The organism is Haloferax mediterranei ATCC 33500 (assembly GCF_000306765.2).
GTDB lineage: Archaea > Halobacteriota > Halobacteria > Halobacteriales > Haloferacaceae > Haloferax > Haloferax mediterranei.
The window spans coordinates 2,128,011-2,151,633 of sequence record NC_017941.2; the positions used below are offsets into that span (position 1 = coordinate 2,128,011).

The 23,623-nt window shown below is 56.2% G+C and carries 24 protein-coding genes and 1 tRNA gene; 12 read left to right on the forward strand and 13 right to left on the reverse strand.

Annotated features, from left to right (window positions below; genetic code table 11):
- Window positions 1-105: 105 nt before the first annotated feature.
- The 4 genes from HFX_RS10935 (at window position 106) to HFX_RS10950 (ending at window position 3,401) form a co-directional block, all read left to right on the forward strand.
- Window positions 106-732 carry an adenylate kinase gene (locus HFX_RS10935; protein ID WP_049917508.1) on the forward strand — a complete coding sequence of 209 codons (627 nt, stop codon included), beginning with the start codon at window positions 106-108 and terminating at the stop codon, window positions 730-732.
- A 149-nt stretch (window positions 733-881) separates the two neighbouring features.
- Window positions 882-1,799 carry a DUF106 domain-containing protein gene (locus HFX_RS10940; protein ID WP_004059963.1) on the forward strand — a complete coding sequence of 306 codons (918 nt, stop codon included), beginning with the start codon at window positions 882-884 and terminating at the stop codon, window positions 1,797-1,799.
- Between the two features lie 151 nt (window positions 1,800-1,950).
- Window positions 1,951-2,529 carry a (d)CMP kinase gene (gene cmk, locus HFX_RS10945; protein ID WP_004059962.1) on the forward strand — a complete coding sequence of 193 codons (579 nt, stop codon included), beginning with the start codon at window positions 1,951-1,953 and terminating at the stop codon, window positions 2,527-2,529.
- A gap of 2 nt (window positions 2,530-2,531) precedes the next feature.
- Window positions 2,532-3,401: an RNA-guided pseudouridylation complex pseudouridine synthase subunit Cbf5 gene (locus tag HFX_RS10950; RefSeq protein WP_004059961.1), complete on the forward strand. Its 870-nt coding sequence runs from the start codon at window positions 2,532-2,534 to the stop codon at window positions 3,399-3,401.
- A gap of 35 nt (window positions 3,402-3,436) precedes the next feature.
- Here the strand turns inward: HFX_RS10950 and HFX_RS10955 are convergent, their stop codons facing one another.
- Window positions 3,437-3,718: a hypothetical protein gene (locus tag HFX_RS10955; RefSeq protein ID WP_004059960.1), complete on the reverse strand. Its 282-nt coding sequence runs from the start codon at window positions 3,716-3,718 to the stop codon at window positions 3,437-3,439.
- A gap of 130 nt (window positions 3,719-3,848) precedes the next feature.
- On the opposite strand from HFX_RS10955, the gene HFX_RS10960 reads away from it, so the two are divergent.
- Window positions 3,849-3,919, forward strand: a tRNA-Pro gene (locus HFX_RS10960).
- Between the two features lie 1,123 nt (window positions 3,920-5,042).
- Window positions 5,043-5,972, forward strand: a complete 930-nt coding sequence (locus HFX_RS19710) for a hypothetical protein (protein WP_137685678.1) — start codon at window positions 5,043-5,045, stop codon at window positions 5,970-5,972.
- An 832-nt stretch (window positions 5,973-6,804) separates the two neighbouring features.
- Here HFX_RS19710 and HFX_RS10965 read toward each other — a convergent pair.
- Entirely contained in the window at window positions 6,805-7,128 is a 324-nt protein-coding gene (locus tag HFX_RS10965) for a hypothetical protein (RefSeq protein ID WP_004059959.1), read from the reverse strand.
- A 177-nt stretch (window positions 7,129-7,305) separates the two neighbouring features.
- Between HFX_RS10965 and HFX_RS10970 the strand changes: the two genes are divergently transcribed.
- The 3 genes from HFX_RS10970 (at window position 7,306) to HFX_RS10980 (ending at window position 9,908) form a co-directional block, all read left to right on the forward strand.
- Window positions 7,306-7,914 (forward strand): hypothetical protein, encoded by a 609-nt coding sequence (locus tag HFX_RS10970; RefSeq protein WP_004059958.1) that lies wholly within the window; start codon window positions 7,306-7,308, stop codon window positions 7,912-7,914.
- Window positions 7,915-8,039: 125 nt separating this feature from the next.
- The gene (locus HFX_RS10975; RefSeq protein WP_049963731.1) at window positions 8,040-8,879 is read left to right on the forward strand and encodes a DUF6414 family protein; all 840 of its coding nucleotides are present in this window, start codon (window positions 8,040-8,042) and stop codon (window positions 8,877-8,879) included.
- A gap of 51 nt (window positions 8,880-8,930) precedes the next feature.
- Window positions 8,931-9,908, forward strand: coding sequence for an IS1595 family transposase (locus HFX_RS10980; RefSeq protein WP_014732722.1), 978 nt, complete (start codon window positions 8,931-8,933; stop codon window positions 9,906-9,908).
- A 241-nt stretch (window positions 9,909-10,149) separates the two neighbouring features.
- Here HFX_RS10980 and HFX_RS10985 read toward each other — a convergent pair whose 3' ends face one another.
- From HFX_RS10985 to HFX_RS11020, 7 genes are all read right to left on the reverse strand, one after another.
- Window positions 10,150-10,944 carry a hypothetical protein gene (locus tag HFX_RS10985; RefSeq protein ID WP_004059956.1) on the reverse strand — a complete coding sequence of 265 codons (795 nt, stop codon included), beginning with the start codon at window positions 10,942-10,944 and terminating at the stop codon, window positions 10,150-10,152.
- 2 nt (window positions 10,945-10,946) lie between these two features.
- A complete protein-coding gene (locus HFX_RS10990; protein WP_004059955.1) occupies window positions 10,947-11,369 on the reverse strand; it encodes a hypothetical protein in 423 nt (140 codons plus the stop codon).
- Between the two features lie 79 nt (window positions 11,370-11,448).
- On the reverse strand, window positions 11,449-11,661 hold the full coding sequence (locus HFX_RS10995) for a hypothetical protein (RefSeq protein ID WP_231512881.1): 213 nt from the start codon (window positions 11,659-11,661) through the stop codon (window positions 11,449-11,451).
- A gap of 1,823 nt (window positions 11,662-13,484) precedes the next feature.
- On the reverse strand, window positions 13,485-13,730 hold the full coding sequence (locus tag HFX_RS11005) for a hypothetical protein (protein WP_004059952.1): 246 nt from the start codon (window positions 13,728-13,730) through the stop codon (window positions 13,485-13,487).
- A 147-nt stretch (window positions 13,731-13,877) separates the two neighbouring features.
- The gene (locus HFX_RS11010) at window positions 13,878-16,511 is read right to left on the reverse strand and encodes an efflux RND transporter permease subunit (protein WP_004059951.1); all 2,634 of its coding nucleotides are present in this window, start codon (window positions 16,509-16,511) and stop codon (window positions 13,878-13,880) included.
- A 271-nt stretch (window positions 16,512-16,782) separates the two neighbouring features.
- A complete protein-coding gene (locus HFX_RS11015) occupies window positions 16,783-17,058 on the reverse strand; it encodes a DUF7521 family protein (RefSeq protein WP_004059950.1) in 276 nt (91 codons plus the stop codon).
- Entirely contained in the window at window positions 17,058-17,513 is a 456-nt protein-coding gene (locus HFX_RS11020; protein ID WP_004059949.1) for a winged helix-turn-helix domain-containing protein, read from the reverse strand. Before HFX_RS11020 ends, HFX_RS11015 begins: the two co-directional genes overlap by 1 nt.
- A 403-nt stretch (window positions 17,514-17,916) precedes the next feature.
- On the opposite strand from HFX_RS11020, the gene HFX_RS11025 reads away from it, so the two are divergent.
- A complete protein-coding gene (locus tag HFX_RS11025; protein WP_014732506.1) occupies window positions 17,917-18,354 on the forward strand; it encodes a hypothetical protein in 438 nt (145 codons plus the stop codon).
- A 511-nt stretch (window positions 18,355-18,865) separates the two neighbouring features.
- Here the strand turns inward: HFX_RS11025 and HFX_RS20625 are convergent.
- Window positions 18,866-19,507: an AN1-type zinc finger domain-containing protein gene (locus tag HFX_RS20625; protein WP_004059947.1), complete on the reverse strand. Its 642-nt coding sequence runs from the start codon at window positions 19,505-19,507 to the stop codon at window positions 18,866-18,868.
- Window positions 19,508-19,848: 341 nt separating this feature from the next.
- Here HFX_RS20625 and HFX_RS11035 point away from each other — a divergent pair, with 341 nt between their 5' ends.
- Entirely contained in the window at window positions 19,849-20,844 is a 996-nt protein-coding gene (locus HFX_RS11035; protein WP_004059946.1) for a CAP domain-containing protein, read from the forward strand.
- A 13-nt stretch (window positions 20,845-20,857) separates the two neighbouring features.
- Here the strand turns inward: HFX_RS11035 and HFX_RS11040 are convergent, their stop codons facing one another.
- Complete coding sequence (locus HFX_RS11040; RefSeq protein WP_004059945.1) at window positions 20,858-21,352, reverse strand: HPP family protein; 495 nt, start codon at window positions 21,350-21,352, stop codon at window positions 20,858-20,860.
- A gap of 62 nt (window positions 21,353-21,414) precedes the next feature.
- A complete protein-coding gene (locus HFX_RS11045; protein WP_004059944.1) occupies window positions 21,415-21,840 on the reverse strand; it encodes a hypothetical protein in 426 nt (141 codons plus the stop codon).
- Window positions 21,841-21,981: 141 nt separating this feature from the next.
- On the opposite strand from HFX_RS11045, the gene HFX_RS11050 reads away from it, so the two are divergent.
- Window positions 21,982-22,554, forward strand: coding sequence for a GNAT family N-acetyltransferase (locus HFX_RS11050; protein WP_004059943.1), 573 nt, complete (start codon window positions 21,982-21,984; stop codon window positions 22,552-22,554).
- Between the two features lies 1 nt (window position 22,555).
- On the opposite strand, the gene asd is transcribed toward HFX_RS11050, so the two are convergent.
- Window positions 22,556-23,590, reverse strand: a complete 1,035-nt coding sequence (asd, locus tag HFX_RS11055; RefSeq protein ID WP_004059942.1) for an aspartate-semialdehyde dehydrogenase — start codon at window positions 23,588-23,590, stop codon at window positions 22,556-22,558.
- Window positions 23,591-23,623: the final 33 nt, after the last annotated feature.

Here is a 23,623-nt window from a genome sequence, read left to right on the forward strand (position 1 = left end):
TACTCGACTAATTGAGGCAATATAATCCTAATTCGACGACGAATATCGCCGCAGAACTGGGCTAGTATCTTCAACACTATATGCTCTCGACGGATGGTGGTCGATATGGGAAAGCGCATCCTCCTGCTCGGAGCCCCGGGCGCAGGTAAGGGCACACAGTCGAAGCGACTCGCCGAAACGTACGACATCGACCACGTCACCACGGGCGACGCGCTCCGCGCGAACAAGGACATGGAGACCGAGTACGGTACGCCCCGGTCGTTCATGGAGAAGGGCGAACTCGTCCCCGACGCGGTTGTCAACGAAATCGTCGAGGCCGCACTCGAAGACGCCGACGGCTACGTCCTCGACGGCTACCCGCGCAACCTCTCGCAGGCGGAGTACCTCTCCGAAATCGCCGACCTCGACGCCGTCCTCTCCCTCGAGGTCGCCGAGTCGGAACTCGTCGAACGACTCACCGGTCGCCGCGTCTGCTCGGAGTGCGGTACGAACTTCCACGTGAAGTTCAACCAGCCCGAAGAAGCGGGCGTCTGCGACGAGTGTGGCGGCGAACTCATCCAGCGCGACGACGACACCGAAGAGACCGTCCGCGAGCGACTCTCTGTCTTCGAAGAGAACACGGAACCCGTTATCGAGCACTACCGCGACGAAGGCGTCCTCGTCGAAATCGACGGCGAACAGACTCCCGACGAAGTGTTCGACGACATCGTCGACAGCCTCGACGACGCGTAATCGACGCGCGCTTTCGGTTTTTTCTGCGCCAGTGGGTGGCTAACTACGTCAGCGGGAGCCGTAGGTGGGTCACGACGCCAGTGGCAGCTGTGCGCAGGCTCGGACGGAGAGTAAAACCTTGATAACGGCCGGTTGCTAAAGAGGTCGTAATGGCACGAATCGAATCTAGGGTGCGCGACCTCGTCGGCTCCGACGCCGACATGCGCGCCGCCGTCGATACCGTCCTCGAACGGGCGGACGACGGAGAAGTCGCGTGGGCCGACGTTCGCGATGAGCTCACGAGCGGCCAATGGGGCCGTCTTATCGAGAAGGGAATCCTCGTCGACGGCGACGAAGGCTTCCGGCTTGCCGACGCGGCGGCGACTCGCGCCGGTCTCGAAGATGACGAGTCCTCGACCGGGTCGAGTAGTTCATCGCCCGTGTCGGTCGACACCGGCGACTCCTCGTGGTCGAAGTACGACAAGGGTGCGGCCGTCGTAACTGTTGGCCTGTTCCTCGGCTACTCGGTCTCTGAGGTCCGCAACGTCATCGGCAGCGCGATGGACATCGCACTCGGACCGCTCGCCGATATGCTCCCCTTCTACGCTATCGTGATGGTGCTCGCGCTCGCAACCGGTCTCTACTCCACGCTCCTCCAGGCGAACCTCATGGACATGGAGAAGATGGGCGCGTACCAAGAGCGGATGAAAGACATCCAAAAACGGCAGAAGGATGCGAAAGAGCGCGGTGACGACGCGGCGCTCGAAAAGATTCAGGAAGAACAGATGGAAGCGATGGGCGACCAGATGGGCATGTTCAAAGAGCAGTTCCGCCCGATGGTCTGGATTATGTTCCTCACCATCCCGGTGTTCCTCTGGATGTACTGGGCCATCGGCGTCGGCGGAAACGCCCAGCCACACATTGATGTCGGAACACTCGTGCTCCCGCTCACGGGGACCGTCGAGTGGACCGAAGGCGTTCTCGGCCCCATGCAGGCGTGGATTGTCTGGTACTTCCTCTGCTCGATGGGCTTCACCCAGATTATCCGCAAGGCGCTCAACATCGACATGTCGCCGTCGGCGTCGTAACGCGGCCATCCTGACCGCTATCGACCCGGCTTTTTCTCCACGACTTTCGTTCTACCAGACTGATTGACACGACTCTCGACGGGCGTGAGAAGTCCCCACAGGGGTCGTCGCCAACGATAACCTCTTTTAGCCAACCCCACCGAGCATGGATATGTTACTGACTGTTTCCGGCCCGCCGGGCAGCGGGAAGAGTACGACCGCCGCCGCACTCGCCGAGGCGTTCGACCTCGAACACATAAGTGGTGGAGACATCTTCCGGGAACTCGCCGCGGAGCGCGACATGACCGCCGTCGAGTTCAACAAACTCGCCGAGGAGGACGACCAAATCGACCGCGACCTCGACCGTCGCCTTCGAACTATCGCACTCGAACGCGACGACGTGCTCCTCGAATCTCGACTCGCCGGCTGGCTGGCAGGCGACGCCGCCGACCTCCGATTCTGGCTGGATGCGCCAGTCGACGTTCGCGCGGAGCGAATCGCCGACCGCGAGGACAAGGCTGTCGACACCGCCCGCGACGAGACTGTCACCCGCGAGGAGAGCGAAAAACACCGCTACGGCGAATATTACGACATCGACATCACGGACCTCTCTATCTACGATATCGCACTCAACACGGCCCGCTGGGGCGAAGCGGAAGTACCCGAAATCATCACCGCCGCAGTCGAATCGTACGACGCCTCGGACGACGAAGGCAAGTACCCCGTCGAAGGCATTCGCTACGATTTCTAACCATGCTCCGAGACCCACCCGAAGACAGAAGCGTCGACGACCTGCTCTCGTTCGGCGTCGTCAACCTCGACAAGCCACCGGGGCCGTCAGCCCACCAGGTGACCGGGTGGGTCCGCGACATGGCGGGACTCGACCGTGCGGCCCACTCGGGAACGCTCGACCCGAAGGTAACCGGCTGTCTGCCCATCCTTCTCGGTGATGCAACTGGCATGGCACAGGTGTTCCTCGAAGGCTCGAAGGAGTACGTCTCGGTGCTCGAACTCCACGGCCCTGCACCCGCCGATATCGAGTCGACTGTCGCGGAGTTCGAGACCAAACTCTACCAGAAACCGCCGCGCAAGTCGGCCGTTTCGCGCCGCCTCCGCGTACGCGAGATTTACGACCTCGACCTCCTCGAAGTACAGGACCGACAGGCGCTCTTGCGAATCCGCTGTGAGTCGGGCACCTACATCCGAAAACTCTGTCACGACCTCGGGCTCGCGCTCGGCACCGGCGGCCACATGGGACATCTCCGCCGCACCGCGACCGACCCCTTCGACGACTCGACGCTCGTGAACCTCCACGACTTCAAAGACGCCCTCGCGTTCGCCGAAGAGGGTGATGAATCCTGGATTCGGGATATCGTTTCACCCGCCGAACGGGCGCTGACGCACCTTCCGGCGGTTACCATCGCCAACAGCGCCGCCCGCGAAGTCGCAAACGGTGCACCCGTCTACGCTCCCGGCGTGTTCGACGTGGACGACGACGCCGACCACGGCGACCTCGTTGCGTGTTTCACCGACGACGGGTCCGCCGTCTGTCTGGGCGAACTCGTCGGCGATGCCGACGCCGAATCCGGCGAGGTTGTGTCGCTGGAAGCCGTGCTGGTCTGAGGGCCGTTTTCCGACATCGGTCGCTATTTTGCTCACTATTTCCGCCGTTTCTGTTCGACGTCCGCGAGTGTCTCCGCTTGCTCGTGGACCGACGCCACTTCTCGGTCGGCCGCCGCCTTGTCGAGGTCGTAGACGTACCGCCACGACGCGAGCGGGTAGCCGCGCGAGTCTTCCGAGCGGTCCTGCGGAGGTTCGGATTCCTCTCCCCGACGGATGGCCCGCCACCGGTGGACGGCCACACCGAATGCGAAGACGACAGCCAGCATCACGAGTCCGGGGAGCAGGCCGAACGGGATGTTCTCCAGCAGTGCAGACATATTGTTGTCATTACTTGGCTGGCGGCAAAAGCGTATCTTCGGTGCGATTTCATAGCACGTCAGGCCGTCTCTCTGCCACGACGAAACGAAGGGCTTAACCGCAAGACACGCATCGCTTTGAATACACCCTGGGACCGTGGGGTAGTGGTATCCTCTGCCGATGGGGTCGGTAGGACCTGAGTTCGACTCTCAGCGGTCCCATAATTTCTCTCGACGCAACTCTTCGAGCCGTGGGTCCGTCAGGACTCCGGCGAGTACTTTCTGTGTCGGGTGGATTCTGCACGAAGCTGAGCGTCGAGCCCGGACGTCGCCTCGACCGGCCAGCGACCGCCGTCACTTCGAATCTGGGGGACCCGTAATTCTCCGTTAGATGTGTGGCTAAAGAGCCACAACCCAAGATTACTTCAGATGAAACACTTGAAGCAGGGGTCGCCGCGCCTACTCGGCGCGGCTTGCTAAGCGCAAACCCTCTAAAGGAGTGGGTCTAGGTAGCGCAGTCCAAAGGAAACGCTCAGAGCGCGGAAGTCACATGTTTCCTTGAGAATTTCTTGTTTTGTCCACCCAGTGCTATTACCAACAGCAAACTTATTGTATATTGATTGTTTTACGATGGACAAATAGAACAAGTATCGCCCGAAGGCCTAAATTAGGCTACAGGTCGATTAAAAAGGACTCAAACGCTTCTCGACTTCTTTAGCTGGAGACATATCTGGCGAAGCTCTGCGAGACGTTATTGTTCGAGGGGATTGGAACAAAGGGCGAACTGAATGTAAAGAATGGTTCTCTGGATTAAATCCAGATATTCGTAGTTATGTCACTGAAAACTATTCCTTCTGGAAGAAAATGTGGGTAATACGAACACCCCGAGCAAGGTGGCCACAGGGTGTGTAACCGTCACTGACGACGACGAAGCGTTGACCGTCCAGACGTTGTACCCGAATGAAGTGGTCGGGTTGCCGTCAGGCACGCTGTGCAGACGCATAGAGAAGTAGCGGTGTGAAATATTAGGGCTTATCGAAGTATATAGTCACCATGACTACGGAAATGGGGGTGCAAGCAGTAAACATCTGTCGCTGAATGTATAATTTGATTAGGTGTAGTAGTCGCAAAATATTGACAATTTGCCAAGAGTACCGCCGACCAGATGATTATCGGTGACAGCTAGTTCTGATTTGTGACTACTTATTTGCATGTCTATTTGGTATATTAAATACTTTCATCACCGAGTGATTATTCACCACAGATATATCTATATAGTATACATTTAGAATTTAAATGACAATTCAAAAAGGTTATTTTAACACTATAATTATGAATTGGTATAGTGAAACTCACCAAAAGAGAATTCGGAAGAATTGCCGTGGGGTCGCTTGGAATTGGTATTGTTGGAGGCAGCGTTTCTGCTGACTCTGGTGATGTTACAACACATTCAGGAGGTAGTAAAGAATACGACAGTGATAGTTATGTTTCGTTGGATGTTGGGTCTTCTCTAGAATATGTCACGAGTGAATGGCAGACACGACCTGACGGTGATGAAGTCTATTCACACATATTTAATGCTGAGATGTGTGCTGAGGACTACAATGAAGATAAAAATGAGAAGTCATATGGGATTAGATCCCAAACATTTGTGGCTGAAACAGATGGAACTGCTACGTTCGATACGGTTCCTAACTCATCAGAATATCTAGCTGGGATGGCAAAACCCAGTACAACTGGCGACGGAAATGTTGCTGAAGCCATTTTGGCAACCACAGAAGGTATTTTGGGTGCAACTCCTGTTGGCTATCTGATTAGTGCTGAAAATATTTATTCAGCATATCATGAAGATTATAACTTTGATGGTGGTAATACAACGAAGTTAGAATTTACGGACGATTATTCTTTTGGGAACTGGGCCGCGTCACATTATGTTGGTTTCCAAGTAGATATGCACACAATAAATAGCACGTCCGGTGAAATGAGCGTACGTATGGGTGTCAATGAAGATGGTTGGGGAGCGATGACTGAATTCGATGTAACGTTTGTTCCTGGTGGGTCTGTCTCTATAAATAGTCTGAATAATATCTCATACGATGAATTAGATTCCTTAAGTAACGCGGAACTGAAGCGAATGGGTATTGAACGACTAACTCGAGACGATATCCGTAAAGGAAATTACAACCATCGACTACCGTTCTGGAAGGTTAACGAATATCTCAACCGAGAGGGTCCAATTTACTTGACTGAATTCCCAGTTGAACTGTCGTCGTAGACACTCCACCAATTACGTTTATCACTGATGAATCTCCCTCTTACTAGGCGAAAGGTACTGTCCAGCACCGCAGTAGCTGCGAGTGCGGCGGTTGGAGGTTGCCTCGGCAGCGGTGAAATACTCAAATCTACAAAGTCAGAACCGCGGCGGTTGTTGTTTGCTATGTTAACTAATAACACGTCAACAAATCAACATATAGAAGTTCGCCTTACTCGTGACGACGAACAAGTTCTACACGCAACCTACAAAGTACCACCTGCTGGAACTCCATCACAGGCTGTTCCTGGAACAACGACACCAAGTCAGTATATGATTGAGCCCAGTTGGAAGAATACACCTGCTGAGTTTATCCTCCATGCACGAACGTCCGAGCGTGAATGGGTTAGAAAATCCGCATCAGATGCCCCGTATGAACACGTGGGAGCTTGGATTACTCTCTGGCCTGAGCCGGTAATAAATATGGTCGGATATCCGGAACCGGAAAAAACGAAATCTGACTCACTTGCAGAAAGAATGACCGCTACGGAGGCCCGTAAGTGGTCTAAAATGTATCTCGATAAGCAAGGAGAACGAGATTATCGCGTGACAGGTAGTTCCACCAGAACCAATCACATCTATACGCTCTCATTTTTATAACCCTGATACAGGACTAATTCTCTAGAAAACAGCAAGGATTCCACGGAGCCCCCATCTCGGGGTTGTCACTCGATTAAAACCCCGCTATTCTGTGGAACTGCGTAAAGCATTTTCGTAGGTTCTCGGCCACTCATCTATCGTTGGTCTCGATTCAATGGCAGACAGAACCAAACTCGCACACTGGCTGAACAGCCCTTCAATTTATTGGAAGTCGAGATGTTCCATCACTCTCGAGGTTATATGGTCCGGCACGGGACCGAGGTAATTCTGCCGGAACGTCTCGCGTTCCGGTCTTCCCGTCGGGAATCGTGAGTCGCCACTTCCCGTTGTCGTCGAGCGGCTGGAAGTGTCGTGGCTTGACGTTCCGTACTTCGTCGCTGCGGAGACCGTGGAGTGCGAGGTCGAGGGCGATGCGTCGACGTGGGTACTCGTCCTCGACGAGTGAGAGGAGTTTCTCTTGTTCCGCGTGTGAGAGCCACAGTCGCTTTCCTGACTTCGATGGATATGGGCGTGCCTGCATGGTTCCGGTATTGGTAGGTAGCTCTATATTCCGGAACCTTAGCTAGTTGGGTCGGGTCGATCTCGGGTGAAAACAGGCCGATTTGGTGGCCTCGACGCGCCGGAGGTTACGAGAATAGGTTATTCTCGGAAGCCTTTGACGAGGAATTGTTTTTGGAGTACCTATCACCAAGTCTATATGATGCCAGCAAGCCAAGAGGTAGAGATACATCGTGATTGGGTTACCGCGGAAGTGAAGCCGAAAGAGACAGACCGAGACATATACTTTACCGACGAGTCGCCAGAATTCACGCTCTCAGTCAGCAATCATCTGGATGCAGATCTTCGTGAAGACAGTAGACTCACATGGTCAATTGCTGTAGGTGATGGTTATCCTGATCCGTACGTCAGAGAACATCTAGAAATACCGGTTCCAGCGAACGAAACAGTTGATTTTACCATCGGTGGCGAACAACTGGCGTTCGAAGGGCATGGAATTGTAGGGTTGAGCGCTGGTGGGATGGGTGGTCCAAGAAGTGACGAACCAGTATTGCAAAAGAGTACGTCGAACAGCTACAACCCTGCCTTGTCATTTAGTATCTGGGACCGAGAACATTACGATGTCATACATCGACAGCCGAAGCGGACACAGGAGCTTGCTTTATTATCTTCAGTTGCAGTTGTAATCCTCGCAATTATCCAAGTTAGTATCGCTTTAGAGGGTCTCTTGGTTGGGTTTGTAGCCATTATACTCGTGATATCTGGGTACTGGGAGGTGGGGAACTTTGAGAGACTCCTCAACCCATGAATCAATCCATAATCGTGCCGACGGTAGCTTACTCTCGTAAGCTGATTGGAGAAATCATCTAGGTCACTGCTAGTTTGACTGAACTGTGCAAGTATTTTTGGCAGTAACTAACATATTGTTTTAGTATGATTGGAATTGGTGACTTACCAGACTTTATCTACATTGATGAACCCCGCGTCAACCAACGCCTACAATTCGTAAACGAAGGCCAAGTTGCCGAACTTGTTGAGACATCTGGTGAGCATGAGTCAAAAGCAAGCGGAGGTGGATTGAATATTTACAAGGTTTTGAACTATAACCGAGAAAAATCAACAGGGGAGACTGAAGAGGTTGTTCGGACTATTCAGAATACCCCGACAGGGAAACTTTCGATATTTTTCAGTTTCATGGATCAGGAGTTAGGAGTAACTGATCTTGATGATGTGACTGTTAGCCAACGAGATGAGCTACAACAAGGAGATTATGTGGTATTCTCAGGAATCGTCGAAGAGCCACCGATCTCAAAGCTCATGCGACTTTCAGAAAAATACGGGCTAGACCTGAGGCAAATTATTGATTTCTCAGATACAGAGGCCACACCAGAAGCTCTTTTCGCAGAGTTAGAAGATGCTCGCAATTATTATTCAATCCAAATGTCTGATAAAGTCAATGGACGGTTTGTTTTCCGCTTAGATCCAGAGAATATGACTGGTATTGAGAGGCAATTCCCTAGTCAATATAAAGAATATACGGTGTTCGGACGCATTGAGCATTTATTCGAAGGCAATGAACGACAGTATCACCTTTCTATCTTTAATGAGATGAGTGCGGGTTCCAGGAGAGAGCGGACAAAAAGGCGACAGAAGATGAAATCATTGGCGAGCGACTTTAGCCAGCTCTACGACCAAGACACCGGCGAGTCAATGTTCTACATCGAATCTCCAGACATACTGATCAACCCGATATCGATCTACGCTCTTATGTAGAGCTGAGGAACGACCGTGTAGTTACGGTGAACGAGCCGAAATCATGAGGTTATGCCTCAGACTCAGCCAGCGTTCGGTGGAATGCTTCGCCAGCTCGTTGATCTTGGATTGTTCGAGTTGGACACCGAGCCGCTCGATGCCGTCATTGAGCGGCGACTCAAGGAGTTCTGGGAGTATACCACGTGTCCTCGCTGCGGCCACCCCAGCATTCACACGTGGGAGTCGTCCGACCGCGTTATCTGCCGAAACTGCGATTTTAAACCGGTCTACACCTATGGCACGCCCTTCCACGAGAAGCACCTCACCACCGGAGAGGTGCTTCTCGCGTACCTCCTCTATGCAGACACGTTGCTCAGTATCTCTCAAATCGCGGTTGTGCTCGACAGGGCGTACAAGACCGTCTATTACGCGATTCGAGAGGTGGAAGCCGCGGTCACGCGCGGCTTCCCCCTCGTCTGGGAGCAATTCCAACACTCCATCTCGGGCCCAACGCAAATCGACGAATCGAGCACGGTCTGTTCAGGCTACAAAGGCCAAGACCCGCCGCGGACCAGTCGGTACCGCGGCGGGTCGTCCCGATCGGGGCGCTCACGATGGAAGGGCCGTCACGGAGACCAGATAACGCTCGTCGCGGCGTGCCGCGACGTGCTTCGGGTGATTCGCGGTCACCTTGGAATCAGCTACCAGGGAGACCTCGAACCGGTACTGCAAGAGGCTGAAGACCTCTCCCAGCGGCTGGGAGAGGTCTGGACTGATGGACTCCAAGCGTATCGAGAGATGGAGTACGACCACCGAACCGTTATCCACGACGAACGGTACGTTTCGGCCGACGGCGTCCACATCAACCAAGTCGAGTGCCTCTTCTCGCTAGTCAAACCGTGGCTGCGGAAGTTTCGCGGCCTGTCCAAGCAGGGCTTGGAGCAGGCCGCTCACACCTTCGGGCTCATTCGCTCGCTGAATCTGGTCGGCGCATCCCTCGAAATCGTCGTCGATTGCCTTGCTACGGGGTCACTCCACAGTTCTACATAAGAGCGTCGATCTATTCCTAACTCAAGTTTAGTGCCGAGAATAACCTCTTCTCGGAAGTTCTCGCACCGAATTCATCGGTCAAAGGGCACCTCCCCAGTGGCCGCAATGTAGCCTGCGATTCCGAGTGCGCCTATACCAGCAACTCCACTCACCCAAGCAGGGACAACCGGAGAAAAAGAGGTGGGCCGTTTCCGTACCCAGCCATGTGGCTGGCGGCGAGAAGGTTCGTTCTGCGAGTCTATCACACCGACGTGCCTGTCGCGTCGACCCATGCAGAACCGTCATACCAGATAGGTTGTCCGAGGTCAGTGTCAAAGAAACGCTGACCAACGACTGGCGACGACGGACGGTTAGCGGTGGTGTCTGACTCCCATACAACATTTGTCGAGACGTTTTGATAGTTGTCGAACTCCGTGAACAACCGCATCCCACCGCCTTTTAGGAAATAGAGGTAATTCTGCCCCCCAGATGCGACTTTTAGATGACCGCCAGAATCTTGGTCTAAATGCTCAATTCGGAAATCAGTCGTGCCGTCGGGGGCTTCGTAGTGGAACCCTGTTCGGCCAGCAGAGTGCCCTTGTCGGAGCGCGTAAATCGTGTTTGTCCCGTCTTGTGCCATATTCCGCACGGCGCTCAGATTTTGCCAGCGCGCCTCGGTCTGGTCGGCCCCTCCGAATACGTCTAGGCGCTTCCAAACGTCGTTATTGTCGACCGTCCCTGCCGGGTCCTTGTGCGTGTAGAGCGACCAGTGCTCATGTTTCGCGTGCGCCCCCATCTTTGCTAACCGCTGGTCTACCTCATGATGCCACCAGCTAATATTACTCTTGTCGGTGATTGCATCCGGGTCGTCACTCGCACGAAGGATCATCGCTACAGCATCATCGCCCTTCGCCCGGATCACCGCGGGCGGGTCGTGCGCGTCGATTTCCTCACGAGCCGATGTTTCGCCGGCTGGCGTTATATCCTCTTGCTCTGTACTTAGCGACGGCACTAGGTCCTCCCCAGATCCGACGTTCGGCTTCTGCCATCCTGACATCGTCACGCACCTCCGAAGTCAAGCACGACACCGCCATCAAGCGTGATGCCGACTGCCGGGTAGTTATCAGGCTCTTCCAGATCGTCGAGTGTCTCTCCGAGATGGAACTCTTTTGCTTCGCTCATGTTGTGTTGTCCGTCAATGTCTGCATCTGTACCGGCCACCCACCACCCCGATTCGAGGGTGATGCAGATTGCCGGGAGTGTCGGCGGCTGTCCGAGAGCGTCGTCTGTCTCCGCGACGAAGACGTTCTCGACGAGTCCGCCGTCGATGGAACGGTTCGTCTGCCCACCTCCTGAGAGGAGAGCTTCGCCACCGTCATCGTCGTCAGCGTCTTGATGGCCGAGATAGGCTCCACCAGCTAACGCTCCGAGTGCCGCGCTGAACGTCCGCCGGCTGACTTCGCTGTCTTTCTTCTTTTCCATGGTTCGTGCAGGCACTCTCCGCCTGCGATGGCCTCTCGTCGGACTCGAACCGACGTCTCGCACCTGCAAGGCCGTACCGTCACGCCGTCAGAGTGGGAGGAGACCCCGAAACCGACGGCAGTGACAGTGTGAAGCCGGGTAACACGGAATACCCGGCGTAGAAACCGACACCGCCGAAGCCGAGGACGACCATCGCGAGGCGCGTCTGGAGCTTCTCGACGACAAGCTCTCGGAAGAGCCACACGAGGACGATAGCGGCCACCGCGATGACGATTGTCTGCGAGTCTGGCATGTTTTGGATTATGATGTCAATCATGTTAAGCTTACCTCATAGATAGAGATTTCTGGCTTTCTGAGTCTTGTCGGCGGAGAATTCGCCGATTCTATCCCACGCATAATTTGGGCAGTACCTCGGCGCGGGCGACATCTGCGCAGCACATCGGACACAGCAACGACTCGCCCTGGAGCGACGCCATCGTGTCCTCGATATCAGACAGCCGAGACCGACAGAACCCGAGCTTGATCCGACGTCGTAAGCGACGAATCATTGCTGGACCTCCAAGACGACGCTCCACGAGTCAATCCCGAATAACCCGAAGGTCTCGCACACCCAGAGCGCGAGCCGGTCACTCGGCAGTAGTCGACCTACACGCACACGAGACACGGACCAGTCGACTACCGAAAGCTCTGGGAACAGCAAGTCACCATCCTCGAGGAATTCTACTGGATGTATCTGGCGCGTGTGATCGAGCCGAGCCGATGATGGATTGTTTGGGTACGGTGTGACGATCTCCAAACGACTAACCGGAGCAAGCACTCGAATTGCTTCCTTCATTGCCTCGACTGGATCGACCAAGTGCTCGAGAACATTATCGAGAAGGTTCGTCTTCCGACGTTCGACTCCACCTTTTTCTGCGTCGGGGTCGCCTCTGGCGACCCACTCCTTGAAAAATCTGGACCAAAAAGGCCGCGAGTGCTCGCTACGCTCGATGTGAGTGAACCGTTCGGTACATTAGGAGATGTTTGCAAAGAGAAGAATCGGAGACCAAATTAGTCAGACAAGTTTAATCAAATCGCCAGATATTCCGAGGACCCTTACTAACTCGGCTGGAAGGCTTATCACGTAGTTTTCCGAGAGCTGTTCTTACTCTGTGTTTCCACTCTTCTTGGGCTGCACCTTCGCCGCAAGTGTGCTTACACATCACGCTGTCGTCACAGAGATGAGGATATTTAGACTTGACCGCAGGGTATATCTCCTTGGAAATGTGGCGTTCCCCTGCCTGCATAAATCGGAAATCTGTTTGTCGTAGCACTTGTTCAACTTCATTCACATGGTCTGGTATACTTCCCATATTTTGTTTCCTCAATTAGTAGCTTGAGACTGACACTGCCAGATTTTTGGTACTAAATAATAAAAAGTATATCGGTTGAATTCGGGGCCCTCAGGCACGTTAAAGCTAATTTCCTAATTCACTCATTCCTAATCTCTTCTAGCTTAGACTAGTCCACTAGCGGCTAGCCATAATCCATTCAGAGCTTGACTTAGTCCACTAGCAACTATTTCTGATCTCGTCTAGCCATGGCTAATTGTGTGATGATCAAACTGCACGCACTACTTCGCAGTTAATTCAACGCTGTTGGGACGGAATAAACGCGATCTTGGAGAGATCTATCCTCTGTATCTATCACTTCGGTCACTTCGAAGCGTACAGGAAGAATTCTATGACACGCTGAACTAACTAGTAATCTACCGTATCTTTGACCCACGTCGATCTCGCAGCTCCTCAAGTAACCCACCACCCAAAATCGAGACTTCACCGAGGATCGGCGGCCACCGGGGGTCCGCCAAATTGCCCCATAATGTAAGTAAGTATACGCCCGGTAGGGGGTGTGTGGTGGTGGCCACTTCCCGAAGTATGCGCCATCTGCCGGTTCGACGTTTTGGACCGACCACGGTCTCACATTCGTAACGAGTCACATCGAAGATAGAACTAAGTAGGATTGGGTGACCGGTAAGGTTCCAAGATACAGAATAGAGAGCGCATGCTTCGGACAGCACACGCCAATGTTCGACAAAAGATGGCACCTGCGAGAAGTGTTCGCCTCCGGGTTCGCTTAGACGCTTGCGGTAGTGCCACTGGACCCGACCTCGTCGCGCACGACGAAGTAGAGAATCCAGACGATGACACCACCCAAGAACGCACCGATACCCCACGCGAGCGCGTGCCTACTGTTTCGGCGCTTTGCGTCTCGATAGACGAAGAAAGCCACGGCTAGCGGTACGACGAGCAGTAGCCCGATGAAGAACAAAATGAGCAGTTCCGGGCCGCCGGGGACACCTGCTTGAAGGATAGACAGCATACTGTCTATTTTTCAAAGTCATACACAAATAGTTTCGGTTGGCCGTCTTGAAGTTCCGAATGAGGGATTTCTATCGAGGGAGTCGCGTACGGATGGACGAGCGTTCCGGCCGTTTTCAGACGGTCCCGCCCGACCACAAACCGAACCTCACCTCGCGTCCGGGGACCCGTACGAGAACCGTCCGAGCAAGCGCTCACGGGCCACGAGAAGGCACGGAAGCACGGTCATACACGCGACGAACGCGTAGATGATGCTCAGTCCAGTGACGAGACCGAACCGCTGCAGCGGTGGCGAAAGCGACAGTGCGAGCACGCCGAACCCGGATGCGGTCGTCACAGCACTGCCGAGCAATGCACTTCCAGTGCCGGTGAGTGCCGTAGACAGCGTGTCCGCAAGCGAGTCGCGCTGGGCGCGTTCGTCGATGAATCGTTCACTGACGTGGATGCTGTAATCCACGCCGAGACCAATCGCCAGACTGGTAATAACGACCGTCTCGCTGTTGAACGGGATATCGAGTACCGCCATCGTTCCGAGCAACCACGCGAGTGCAATCAGGACGGGGGCGATCGTCACCAACCCCACCCCCGGCGCACCGTAGCGCACCCAGTATAGCCCGACGAGAAGCGTGAGAATGACGCCGAGCGTGATGGCGAACCCTTCGACGAGCGTCTCGAACAGCGCGCTTTGGACGACAGCGGTGATGACCGGCCCGCCGGTCGCAGTCGCTCTCACCGGCGCATCCGACTCGATGGCCGATGCGACGTCTCGCACGTCGCCTGCAACCGACTGGGCCGAGGCGTCGCCTTCCACGCCGATAGTCAGTCGCGCGGATTCGTACGTTCCCGTCTCAGAGCGGTAGAGGACCGAGGATGCCTGTTCGGGGGCGACGTCGAACAACAGGTCGTAGACTGCCGCGACGTCCCTCTCCGGAAGCCCGTCACCATCTGTGTCACGCGATTCGATTGCGCCCGCGACCGTCTCGTTTTGGGCGGCGACGCTCCGAAGAACGGATGCCGGGCTCTCGATAGCGGCGTTGCCGTCAGAGCCGACGACGACCGTCTCTCGACTGCTCACGCTATGGGTCACGTCGTCGGTTGCGGTGAGTAGTGCCGGCGCAGTGACGTTCCCCCGTACGAGTATCTGTCCCGCCGACCCCTGTCCACGTTGGCGGAAGTTGTCGCTCAGGTAGTCGAGGTTCTCGCTCGCCTCGTAGTCGCTGGGCGCGAACGGTTCCGGGAGGGACTTCATCCACGCCGGGGCATCCTGCGGGAGGAAGTCGGCTTGGTTGAACTCGGTGTCGATACCAGTCGCACCATACGCGCCTGCGGAGGCGAGCAGTAGCGAGACCACGAGAACGACGACGGGCGCTCGCTGTGCGAGCCTGGCAGCACCTGACAGAAGGCCGTTCAGCCGCCCGGAGCCGACGCCGACAGCAACGTTTCGGCGGCGACCGCGGCGGGCGAACACTCGTTCGAGTTCGAGTTTGACAGCCGGGACGAGCGCGGCGAAGACGACGAAGATGGCGACGATGCCAACGCTGCTCAAGATGGCGAAGTCCTGAATCGAACCCAGCGGGCTAACGTAGTTCGACGAGAAGCCAACAGCCGTCGAAAATGCGGCAGTCGCTAATGCGAGGACGACACCGGCAACCCCGACACGCATCGCTGTCGTTGGGTCTCGCTGGCCGGCAGTTTCGTCGTCGGTGTCGAGGACACCCGCTCGGGCCTCTCGATAGCGCATCACGACGTGGAGCGAGTAGTCGATGCTCAGGCCAATGAGCAAGAACGGCACGGCGATCAACGTCGAGTTCGACGGAATGCCGAGCCACCCCTGTACGCCGGCGTACCAGACCATCACGACGCCGACACCGAACACGCTCACGAGAACGTCCACGATGTCGCGGTAGGCGATGGCGAGCACGACGAGGAGGAGGACGATTGCGACCGGCGTGACGATGATAAACGTATCACCAATCGCCTGCGAGGACTCCGCGTCGATGGTGCCCTGTCCGAAAACGAACGCGTCGGCGAAGCGCTCCGTGACGAGCGACTCGATAGCAACCTGCGCATCGTTGACCTCCCGGGTGGTCGCCGCCGACCCGTCCGGATTCCTCTGGAAGACGAGAGTCGTTCTCGCGTCCGCACTCGAAGTGCCTGGTTCGTATTTCGACGGCAGGAATTCGGCCGGGTCGTTGCCGGGAACGGATGCGTCTGGGCCGAGAATACGGCTGAGATACGTCTCGACCGCTTCATCGGAACTAGCTTCGAGTGCCGCAATCTGCTGGTCGAGCGTCGGCGTTTGCGACGCGCCTCGGGCCGACTGGGCCGAAGCAGACGTGTTGTTTCTCGCGGCCGTAGAGGGCCTCGATGTAGTGTGACTGTCGCGCTGTTCGTGGGCGTACGCGACGTTCGCCACGATGTTCTCGATGCCGACGAGTTTCGTCTCGTCGTGGAGCGTCGAATTGATCGACTCGTTTTCGCGGAGGTCCCGTTGTAGGCGGAGGCTCCGTAGTAGCGAGTCACGAGTGAGAACGTCACCTCCCCGGTCTCTGACGACGATTTGTGCGACGACTGCATCGTCAGTTTCGTACGTCGATTCGATCTGGTCGAGCGCCGCCTGCTCCGGCGAATCGAGACGTGCGGTGCCGATGTCTCCGTCTCCGGTGGTGCCGACAATCGCGCCAGCGCCGACAACGGCACTGACGACGAGTACCAGCGCGATTACCAACCGACTCCGCGAAGCGACCACGTCTGCGTATCGAGACGTTAGGTCCCGCTTCATCGGTCGCAAACACCACCTGTTACGAGAGCGACTGTGAAGTCAGGCCGAGTAACGGACGCTTCGAATTCGTTCATACTCCCACTGCGATAGCGGTCGATAAGGAGCAATGGAGGCGTCCCAAGATGTGGGAGAACTACAGCCGCGTTTCTCCGTCAGTGCGCACGCGACCGACCGCTGTCGTTCGATTTGCTATGTGCCCAGTTGCAAACCTACGGCCGCTTCGATTCGAGGTTAAGTGACCGGATAGCACCCGTTCTGAGAAAATTGGCTCTCAAGTCTGGTAGAGGCCGAATATCATCACGACGAATCCCAGACAGATAATCACGCTCTCGAAGAGCATTCCCTCGGTGGTCGAAGCTCCGCCGAGGTGGTGAAACACGCCGACGAGGGCCGTTCCCAGCGTGATGACTGCTAACCCCACTGCAAAGTACTGAAGGCCGGCAATCCGCGTGCGGTTGTAGGCCCGATACGCCATCAACGAGACGACTCCGCCGAGGACCAACGCGGCAATCTTGACGACAACGAGCGATGCGACGAGTAGCTCCATTACGACTCCTCTTTCATCGCCGACCAGAACGTCGCTAATCGGTCTTCCGCATCCGTCTCTGGACGAGCCACCGTCAACGAGAACTCACCGGTGTCGTCGATGCCGATAGTGACCTCCGTGAAATCCCGCTCGTAGAGCGTGACGTTCGGCCCGTCGCGTCGAACCTCGGTATACTCCCGAACGAGCGCCGAGTCGCGGAGTAATTCGAGCTTTCGGTAGACGGTCGAACTGGACAGGTCGCACTCCTCACAGAGTTCGCTCGCGGACATCGGGCTGTCTAACTGCGAGAGTATCGCTCGACAGTTGCTGTCGTCGAGTGATTGCAACACTATCGGGAGCACGGGACCGTCGAGGTCGTCAGAGGAAACGTGGGCCATTTCGGTAGATGAGTCTGTCGAGCCACTGCTCGACGGGATCAGCGAGAGTCGATTCGACCCAAGGTGTTGTTCACTCATCTCACGTGTTGTCGGTCGCGTCTCCGATTCGGGAATCAGCGGTCACCATACGCTATACACTCGACTCTTCTTTTCGCAGAAGAGGTATAGAAATCCCGGCCATTCCCAGATGCGCGGAATGCCTCGATCACGTTCTTTCCGTACGGTTCTCTCTTTCGTCACCGAAGCTATAGTAGCGTTTGCAACTGGTGACACAGCCGATCGAGTGTGCAATGACTTGCAAACGCGACTGTAGTCCCACAACTTGGGACGCCTCCATCGATGTTTATCTGCCACTCTCGAACACCCCGAAGATGACACACAGAACGGTCGAGCGTAATCCACACGAGTTCAGTTGTCTGGGTACAACCACCACAGCGCGCCGAGAAAACCCGACCGCCGCGCCGACCACGGGGTGTTGCCGATGACGACGGGCTTCGACGTGGCGATGACCATCCACACCCTCTTCGCGGCGCTTTGGACGGGCGGGACGCTCGTCGTTTCGGGTGCGGTTGTTCCGGCGGCGCGCCGTGAACTGCTACCCACGGATGGTCTGACCCTTATCGCGCGTCGGTTCTGGTATCTCACAGTCGCTTCGGTTCTCTTCTTGTTGTTCAGCGGCGGCCATCTCGCCGGGACGCTCTACACCGCCGAAACGCTCCAGACCACGGGACGGGGACACCGCATCTTAGCGATGGTCGGCTTGTGGCTCGTCCTCGCAGTGACGCTTTTCTTCGGCTTCCGCCGACTCACCGGTAGCCAATCCGGCGGGGCCGCAACGGCGGCGACGAAGGCGCGCCCGTGGTTTCTCGGGGCGAGTGGCGTCTCGATAGCACTCCTCGTCCTCGCAGGACTGCTCTGATTCGACGAGTGAGAGACGTGGATTCCTGTCCACGAAACGGGTTTCACGAGAGCAAAGGCGAACTGCGGTCTGAAGATAACGTATCGTTTCGAATCTACGTTCGAGCATAGGGTGGACAGATGCCCGCCGGACTGACCTGGATTCCCACGAGAATCCGAGACTCGCGGTGAGTCTGTCCTGTCCGGCGAACCGCTACCGCATCCGGGGGACACTCACCCAGCAGATTCCAGATTCCAGATACAGAGGGAGGTGTTCAGTTACTCAAAATAGCAAATGTTGCCATCACGAGTCTCATTTCTTGGACAGCACTTGTATTTTCGATTATGATTTTGGCACTGTCAACTATATCGGCGATTAAAAGATAATAATGGACGCACTGCATTAGCGGAGCGGATTTCTCGGTGAGGATAGCTCAAAACTTTTGACCCAAGTCAATTTCAAAAATCTCAGTAGATAGTTTTTCCAGAGATTGAGAAATCACCGCTACCGAGAGAAACAGGCTCGAAACAACTCAGACGAGACCAGTCCAAACAGCAACCGCAACCAACAAACCGAGCACCCCAACCGACAGTACTGTCCATTTCAAAATCGAATTGCTCTCTCGGTCTAGCGCTATTGCATCTTCCGCTAGGTAGTCAGGCTCATCCTCGTATTGTAATGTCCCATCGGGATTCAGGTCTGGACTCTTCGAGTACGTCGGCTCAATTGCTGTACCGACGGTGAGTTCTGGTTCAAATACGCGGTACGGTTTTCCACTCCGTTCGCTCGGTGGCTCGCCGAGAAATTTCGGCTTTTTAGGGGTTCCAGCCGTTGGTTCGCCGCTCAATATTTTGTTGAGACGGCTAATCTTCTCTCGGCGTTCGTCCTCGGTTCGTGATACCGCGTTGGATTTCTGTTCGAGGTGTTTGACTGTTTCATCGACTTGAGAAGGGTCTGTCCCCTCTGCAGTAACGACAGAACGTTCGTCGTCCTTGTTCTGAATGAACCATTTGTCTTCAAGGGATAGTGTGAGTGCGAGTCCAACACAGCCATGCTTCTCGGGTATCCTGTGTTCCGGACAGAAACCATCGCCACAGTAGTTACACTGATAGAATAGGTGCTCAAGCTCGTCACCACAGGCGTCACACGAATGCGCTTGTTTGTTCCCCCTCATTCGAGACACTCAGTATCGGAGTAACCATCAGTATCAAAGAATATCACTGTTCCGGGAATTCGAGGGGAGAAATCAAAGTCGATACTAGATATCTGGGTGGGATTTAATGAAAATCACACGTAACAACAGCTTAGATTCATCCTCCCACTCAAACCAATCGATGATATTATACTTGATAAACAGACACTACAGTTAGAATTCAAGAGATGGGTCGATGTGATCTCCGGGATTGTGACGGAAACGAGCGAATGACATACACCTGCCGTCGGTGTAAGCAAACGTTCTGTTCGACTCACCGACTTCCAGAAACGCACGATTGTCCCGCGCTCGTGTACGAGAAGATGTCTGAAGGGTGGTTTGCCGACCGGGACGAACGGCCAATTATCCGACGGGAGAGCAAGTGGGACCGTCCGAAGGCGATGGACGAACGCGATATTGGCCGGGTTGGTGGCGATGGAAAGCCGATAAAGACGTCTTCGAGCCCCGGTGTGAACGAAGACGGCTCACTCGATTGGAGCAACCGCACTCCACAATCAGATACGGGCAGTGTAAGCGATAAACCGAGCTTTGCCGACCGAATCAAAAGCAGATGGCCGTCGGTAAAACGACGCCTCAAACGAACGCAATGGAAGCTCAAATGGAAGGCAAAACGGACGATGAACCGACTCGTTTCGCTCTGTCTCTCATTGGCAAAGGTCGCTGTCGCGATATTCGTGATTATCGCAGTCGCATCCTTTTCGGCCGGGCTACTCGATGGCGGTTCGATACCCGTGCTTTCGGGGTCGAACGCAACCGAAACAACGCCGATACCAGACGAGAGTACCGCGATTCCGGAGTCAAAGGGGAAATCGTACGTCTCGTCGGATGACCTGGATACGCATCGAATCGAGCTACTCATCTTCGAACGGCTCAACGAAGAGCGCCAAAAACGGGGGCTCAGTCCCGTCGAATACGACTTGGAACTCCAAGCGATTGCCCGCTATCACAGCAAAGATATGGCCGAATCAGGGTATTTTGCTCACGATTCACCCGATGGGGAGTCATTGAAGGCACGCTACCAGAAGTTCGGTTACAACTGTAAGGTCCCAGTCGGCGGGAACGCATACATGACAGGGTCGGAAAACATTGCGCAAACCTATCACGACGAGAACGTCGTTGGGGCTGGCTATCTGGCCACCGAACAAGAGTTGGCAGATGGCCTGATGGATCAATGGATGAACTCGACCGGTCACCGCAAAAACATCCTGACGCCGGAGTGGAATAACATCGGCGTCGGTGTGTACATAATCGAGGAATCGGGCGGAACTGCCGTCTATGCGACGCAGAACTTCTGTTGAGTTCCGGTTCTGCTCACCGAACGTTGACGCCCCCGACCGCCGACTCAACTCCCCGGTGAACCGCCACGAGCGCCACTACGCTCACCACGATAATCCCAACATCCACCGCCGTCGAGAGCAGGCCGAGCGAGACGATAAGTGTCGTCGCACACGCCGGAGGATGAACAGCATCCGTTTTCACCATTCCCCAACTCGTTGCGGCGACGGAGACGACCCCGCTAGTGACGAGTCGAAGCCCATCCACGGACACCGGCGGCGGTGACGCGGTGAGCGTCACGCCCGACGCAACGAGTGCGTAGGAGAGAAAGCCAACCACCGCACCGACGAGGTGTCCGACGACGACGCGAGACGGGCGGGGTTGCGCCCCCCGACGCTCGAACGCGAGGACGAACGCCGACGGGCCGAGACTCGGGAAGATGAACGCCCGTCCGGTCGCCCACGCGACGACGCCGAGCGTGGCGAAGAGCAGCCCGGCGGCGAGTCCCGTTTCGAGCCCGCGACGTTGCATACCCCTACTCGATGGATGCGCACTGAAAACGATGTCTGACTGGACGCGCCGCGCCCGAACGCCTATCGCCCGCTGAAGTGTCTGACTGCGCCGCCCGCCAGACCTGTGATGGCGAAGTCGATGCCTCGAACGACCACGTTGTACAGTGCGCTCCAGACGAGAGTCAATTCGAACGACCCGGATGGGATAATTGCGATGGCGGCCGGGACGAACCCGACGAGTGCTGCGCCGCCGCCGACGAGACCGAAGAGCGCGGCGAACGACGTGTACTCGGCAGGGATGTCCGCTCGGCCGGCGGCCCAGTAGCCGGTCAGAAACAGGAAGACTGGAGCGAGGAGAAACGAGATAGCGCTCAGTCCTATCGCCATCTCGCCGAGCGAGACAGCGCTTCGGTGTGCGACGACCGGGAGGAACTGCTGGACGGCAGTAACGACGCCGATGAGCAAGCCGAGAAGTGCAACGGTGAGTCCAATCTGGCGGGTACGCATAGTGAGCCGTGTATGAAAGTAGACAGCAAGTAGGTCTGTCGGCCACGCCACCAAAATTTCGTCCACTCGCGGCTGGGAAGTGTCCCGCTCATCCGACCCCGCATGAGGGCATTAAAATGTATTTACGGAGATACGTCACACATGCCCGGAGCAATCTTTCTCGAAGGCGACCGCGTCGAACTCCGAACCATCGAATCGGAAGACACCGAATTTCTCCACGAGACCATCAACGACCGGCGAGTTCGACAGGGTCTCGCCGCCGTCGATCCGGTAACGCGGTCGAACGAACGCGACTGGGTCGAGTCCCGCGGCGAGGGCGACGACATCAACTTCCTCATCTGCGACGGCGGGGAGCCGGTCGGAACGATTGGTCTCAAGCCGCCGAACGTCATCAACGGGGCGACCGAGGTCGGCTACATGGTCGCGCCCGACCACTGGGGGAACGACTATGCAACCGACGCGCTCCGGGCACTCTGTGGGTACGCCTTCGAAGAGCGACGGCTCAACAAAGTGTACGCGAACGCCTACGAGACCAACCCGGCTTCGAGTCGCGTCCTAGAGAAAGTCGGATTCCAGCGCGAGGGCGTCCACCGCGAACAGGGCTTTGTCGACGGCGAACACGTGGACGTGTTCCGGTACGGACTGCTCGCTCACGAGTGGCAGCATACTGCCGACGAACCCGGCCGTAAGGCCGAACGCGACAGTTGGATTTAGCTTAAATCCAGCCTTCTTCGGCGAGGAGTTCGCCGTTGAGAACAGACGCGCCAGCAGCACCGCGAATCGTGTTGTGCGCGAGGCAGTTGTACTTCACGCCGCGGTCGGTCGCCTGAATGCCACCGGCGGAGATCTGCATACCATCACCGCGCTCGCGGTCGAGGCGGGGCTGTGGGCGGAAGTTGTCCTCGAAGACGTGGATGAGTTTCTCGGGCGCGCTCGGGAGGTCGACGCCGGGGTACTCCCGCATCGCGGCCGCGACATCCTCGGGGGAGGCGTCCTCAGCGAGGTCCGCGAAGACGCTTTCGAGGTGACCGTCGAGCGTCGGAATACGGTTACAAGAGGCGTTGACCTCGGCGTCGTGGAGTGCGACTTCCGCACCGTCGAACGTGCCGAGAAGCTTCCGCGACTCGCTTTCCATCTTTTCTTCTTCGCCGCCGATGTGCGGGATGGCGTTGTCGATGATTTCCATCGAGGTGACGCCGTCGTAGCCCGCGCCGGAGACGGCCTGCAGGGTCGTCACGTGGACGCGGTCGAGACCGAACTGGTCAAGCGCGGCGAGCGTCGGGACCATCGTGATGGTCGAGCAGTTCGGGTTCTTCACGAGTGCGCCGTCCCACCCGCGCTCGTCGCGCTGGACCTCGATGAGGTCGAGATGGCCGGGGTTGATTTCGGGAATCGTCAGCGGCACGTCGGGGGCCATGCGGTCGTTCGAGGAGTTCGAGGAGACGACGTACCCGGCTTCGAGGAAGTCCGGTTCGACCTCCGCGGCGACCGACGAGGGAAGCGACGAAAAGAGGAGGTCGATGTCGTCTGGCACGTCCGCGGGGTCGGTCCGACCGACTTCCATCTCCGCGACGTCGTCCGGGATGGGGGTATTGACACGCCACTTTGCCGCTTCGTCATATCGCTTGCCCGCGCTCGACTCGCTCGCGGTGAGCGCCGCGAGTTCGAACGTTGGGTGGTCTTCGAGAAGCTGGATGAATCGCTGTCCAACTGCACCGGTTGCGCCGAGGATTCCGACTCGTACTGCCATTACCCATGTCGTAGTGTCGCACACGCATAAGGC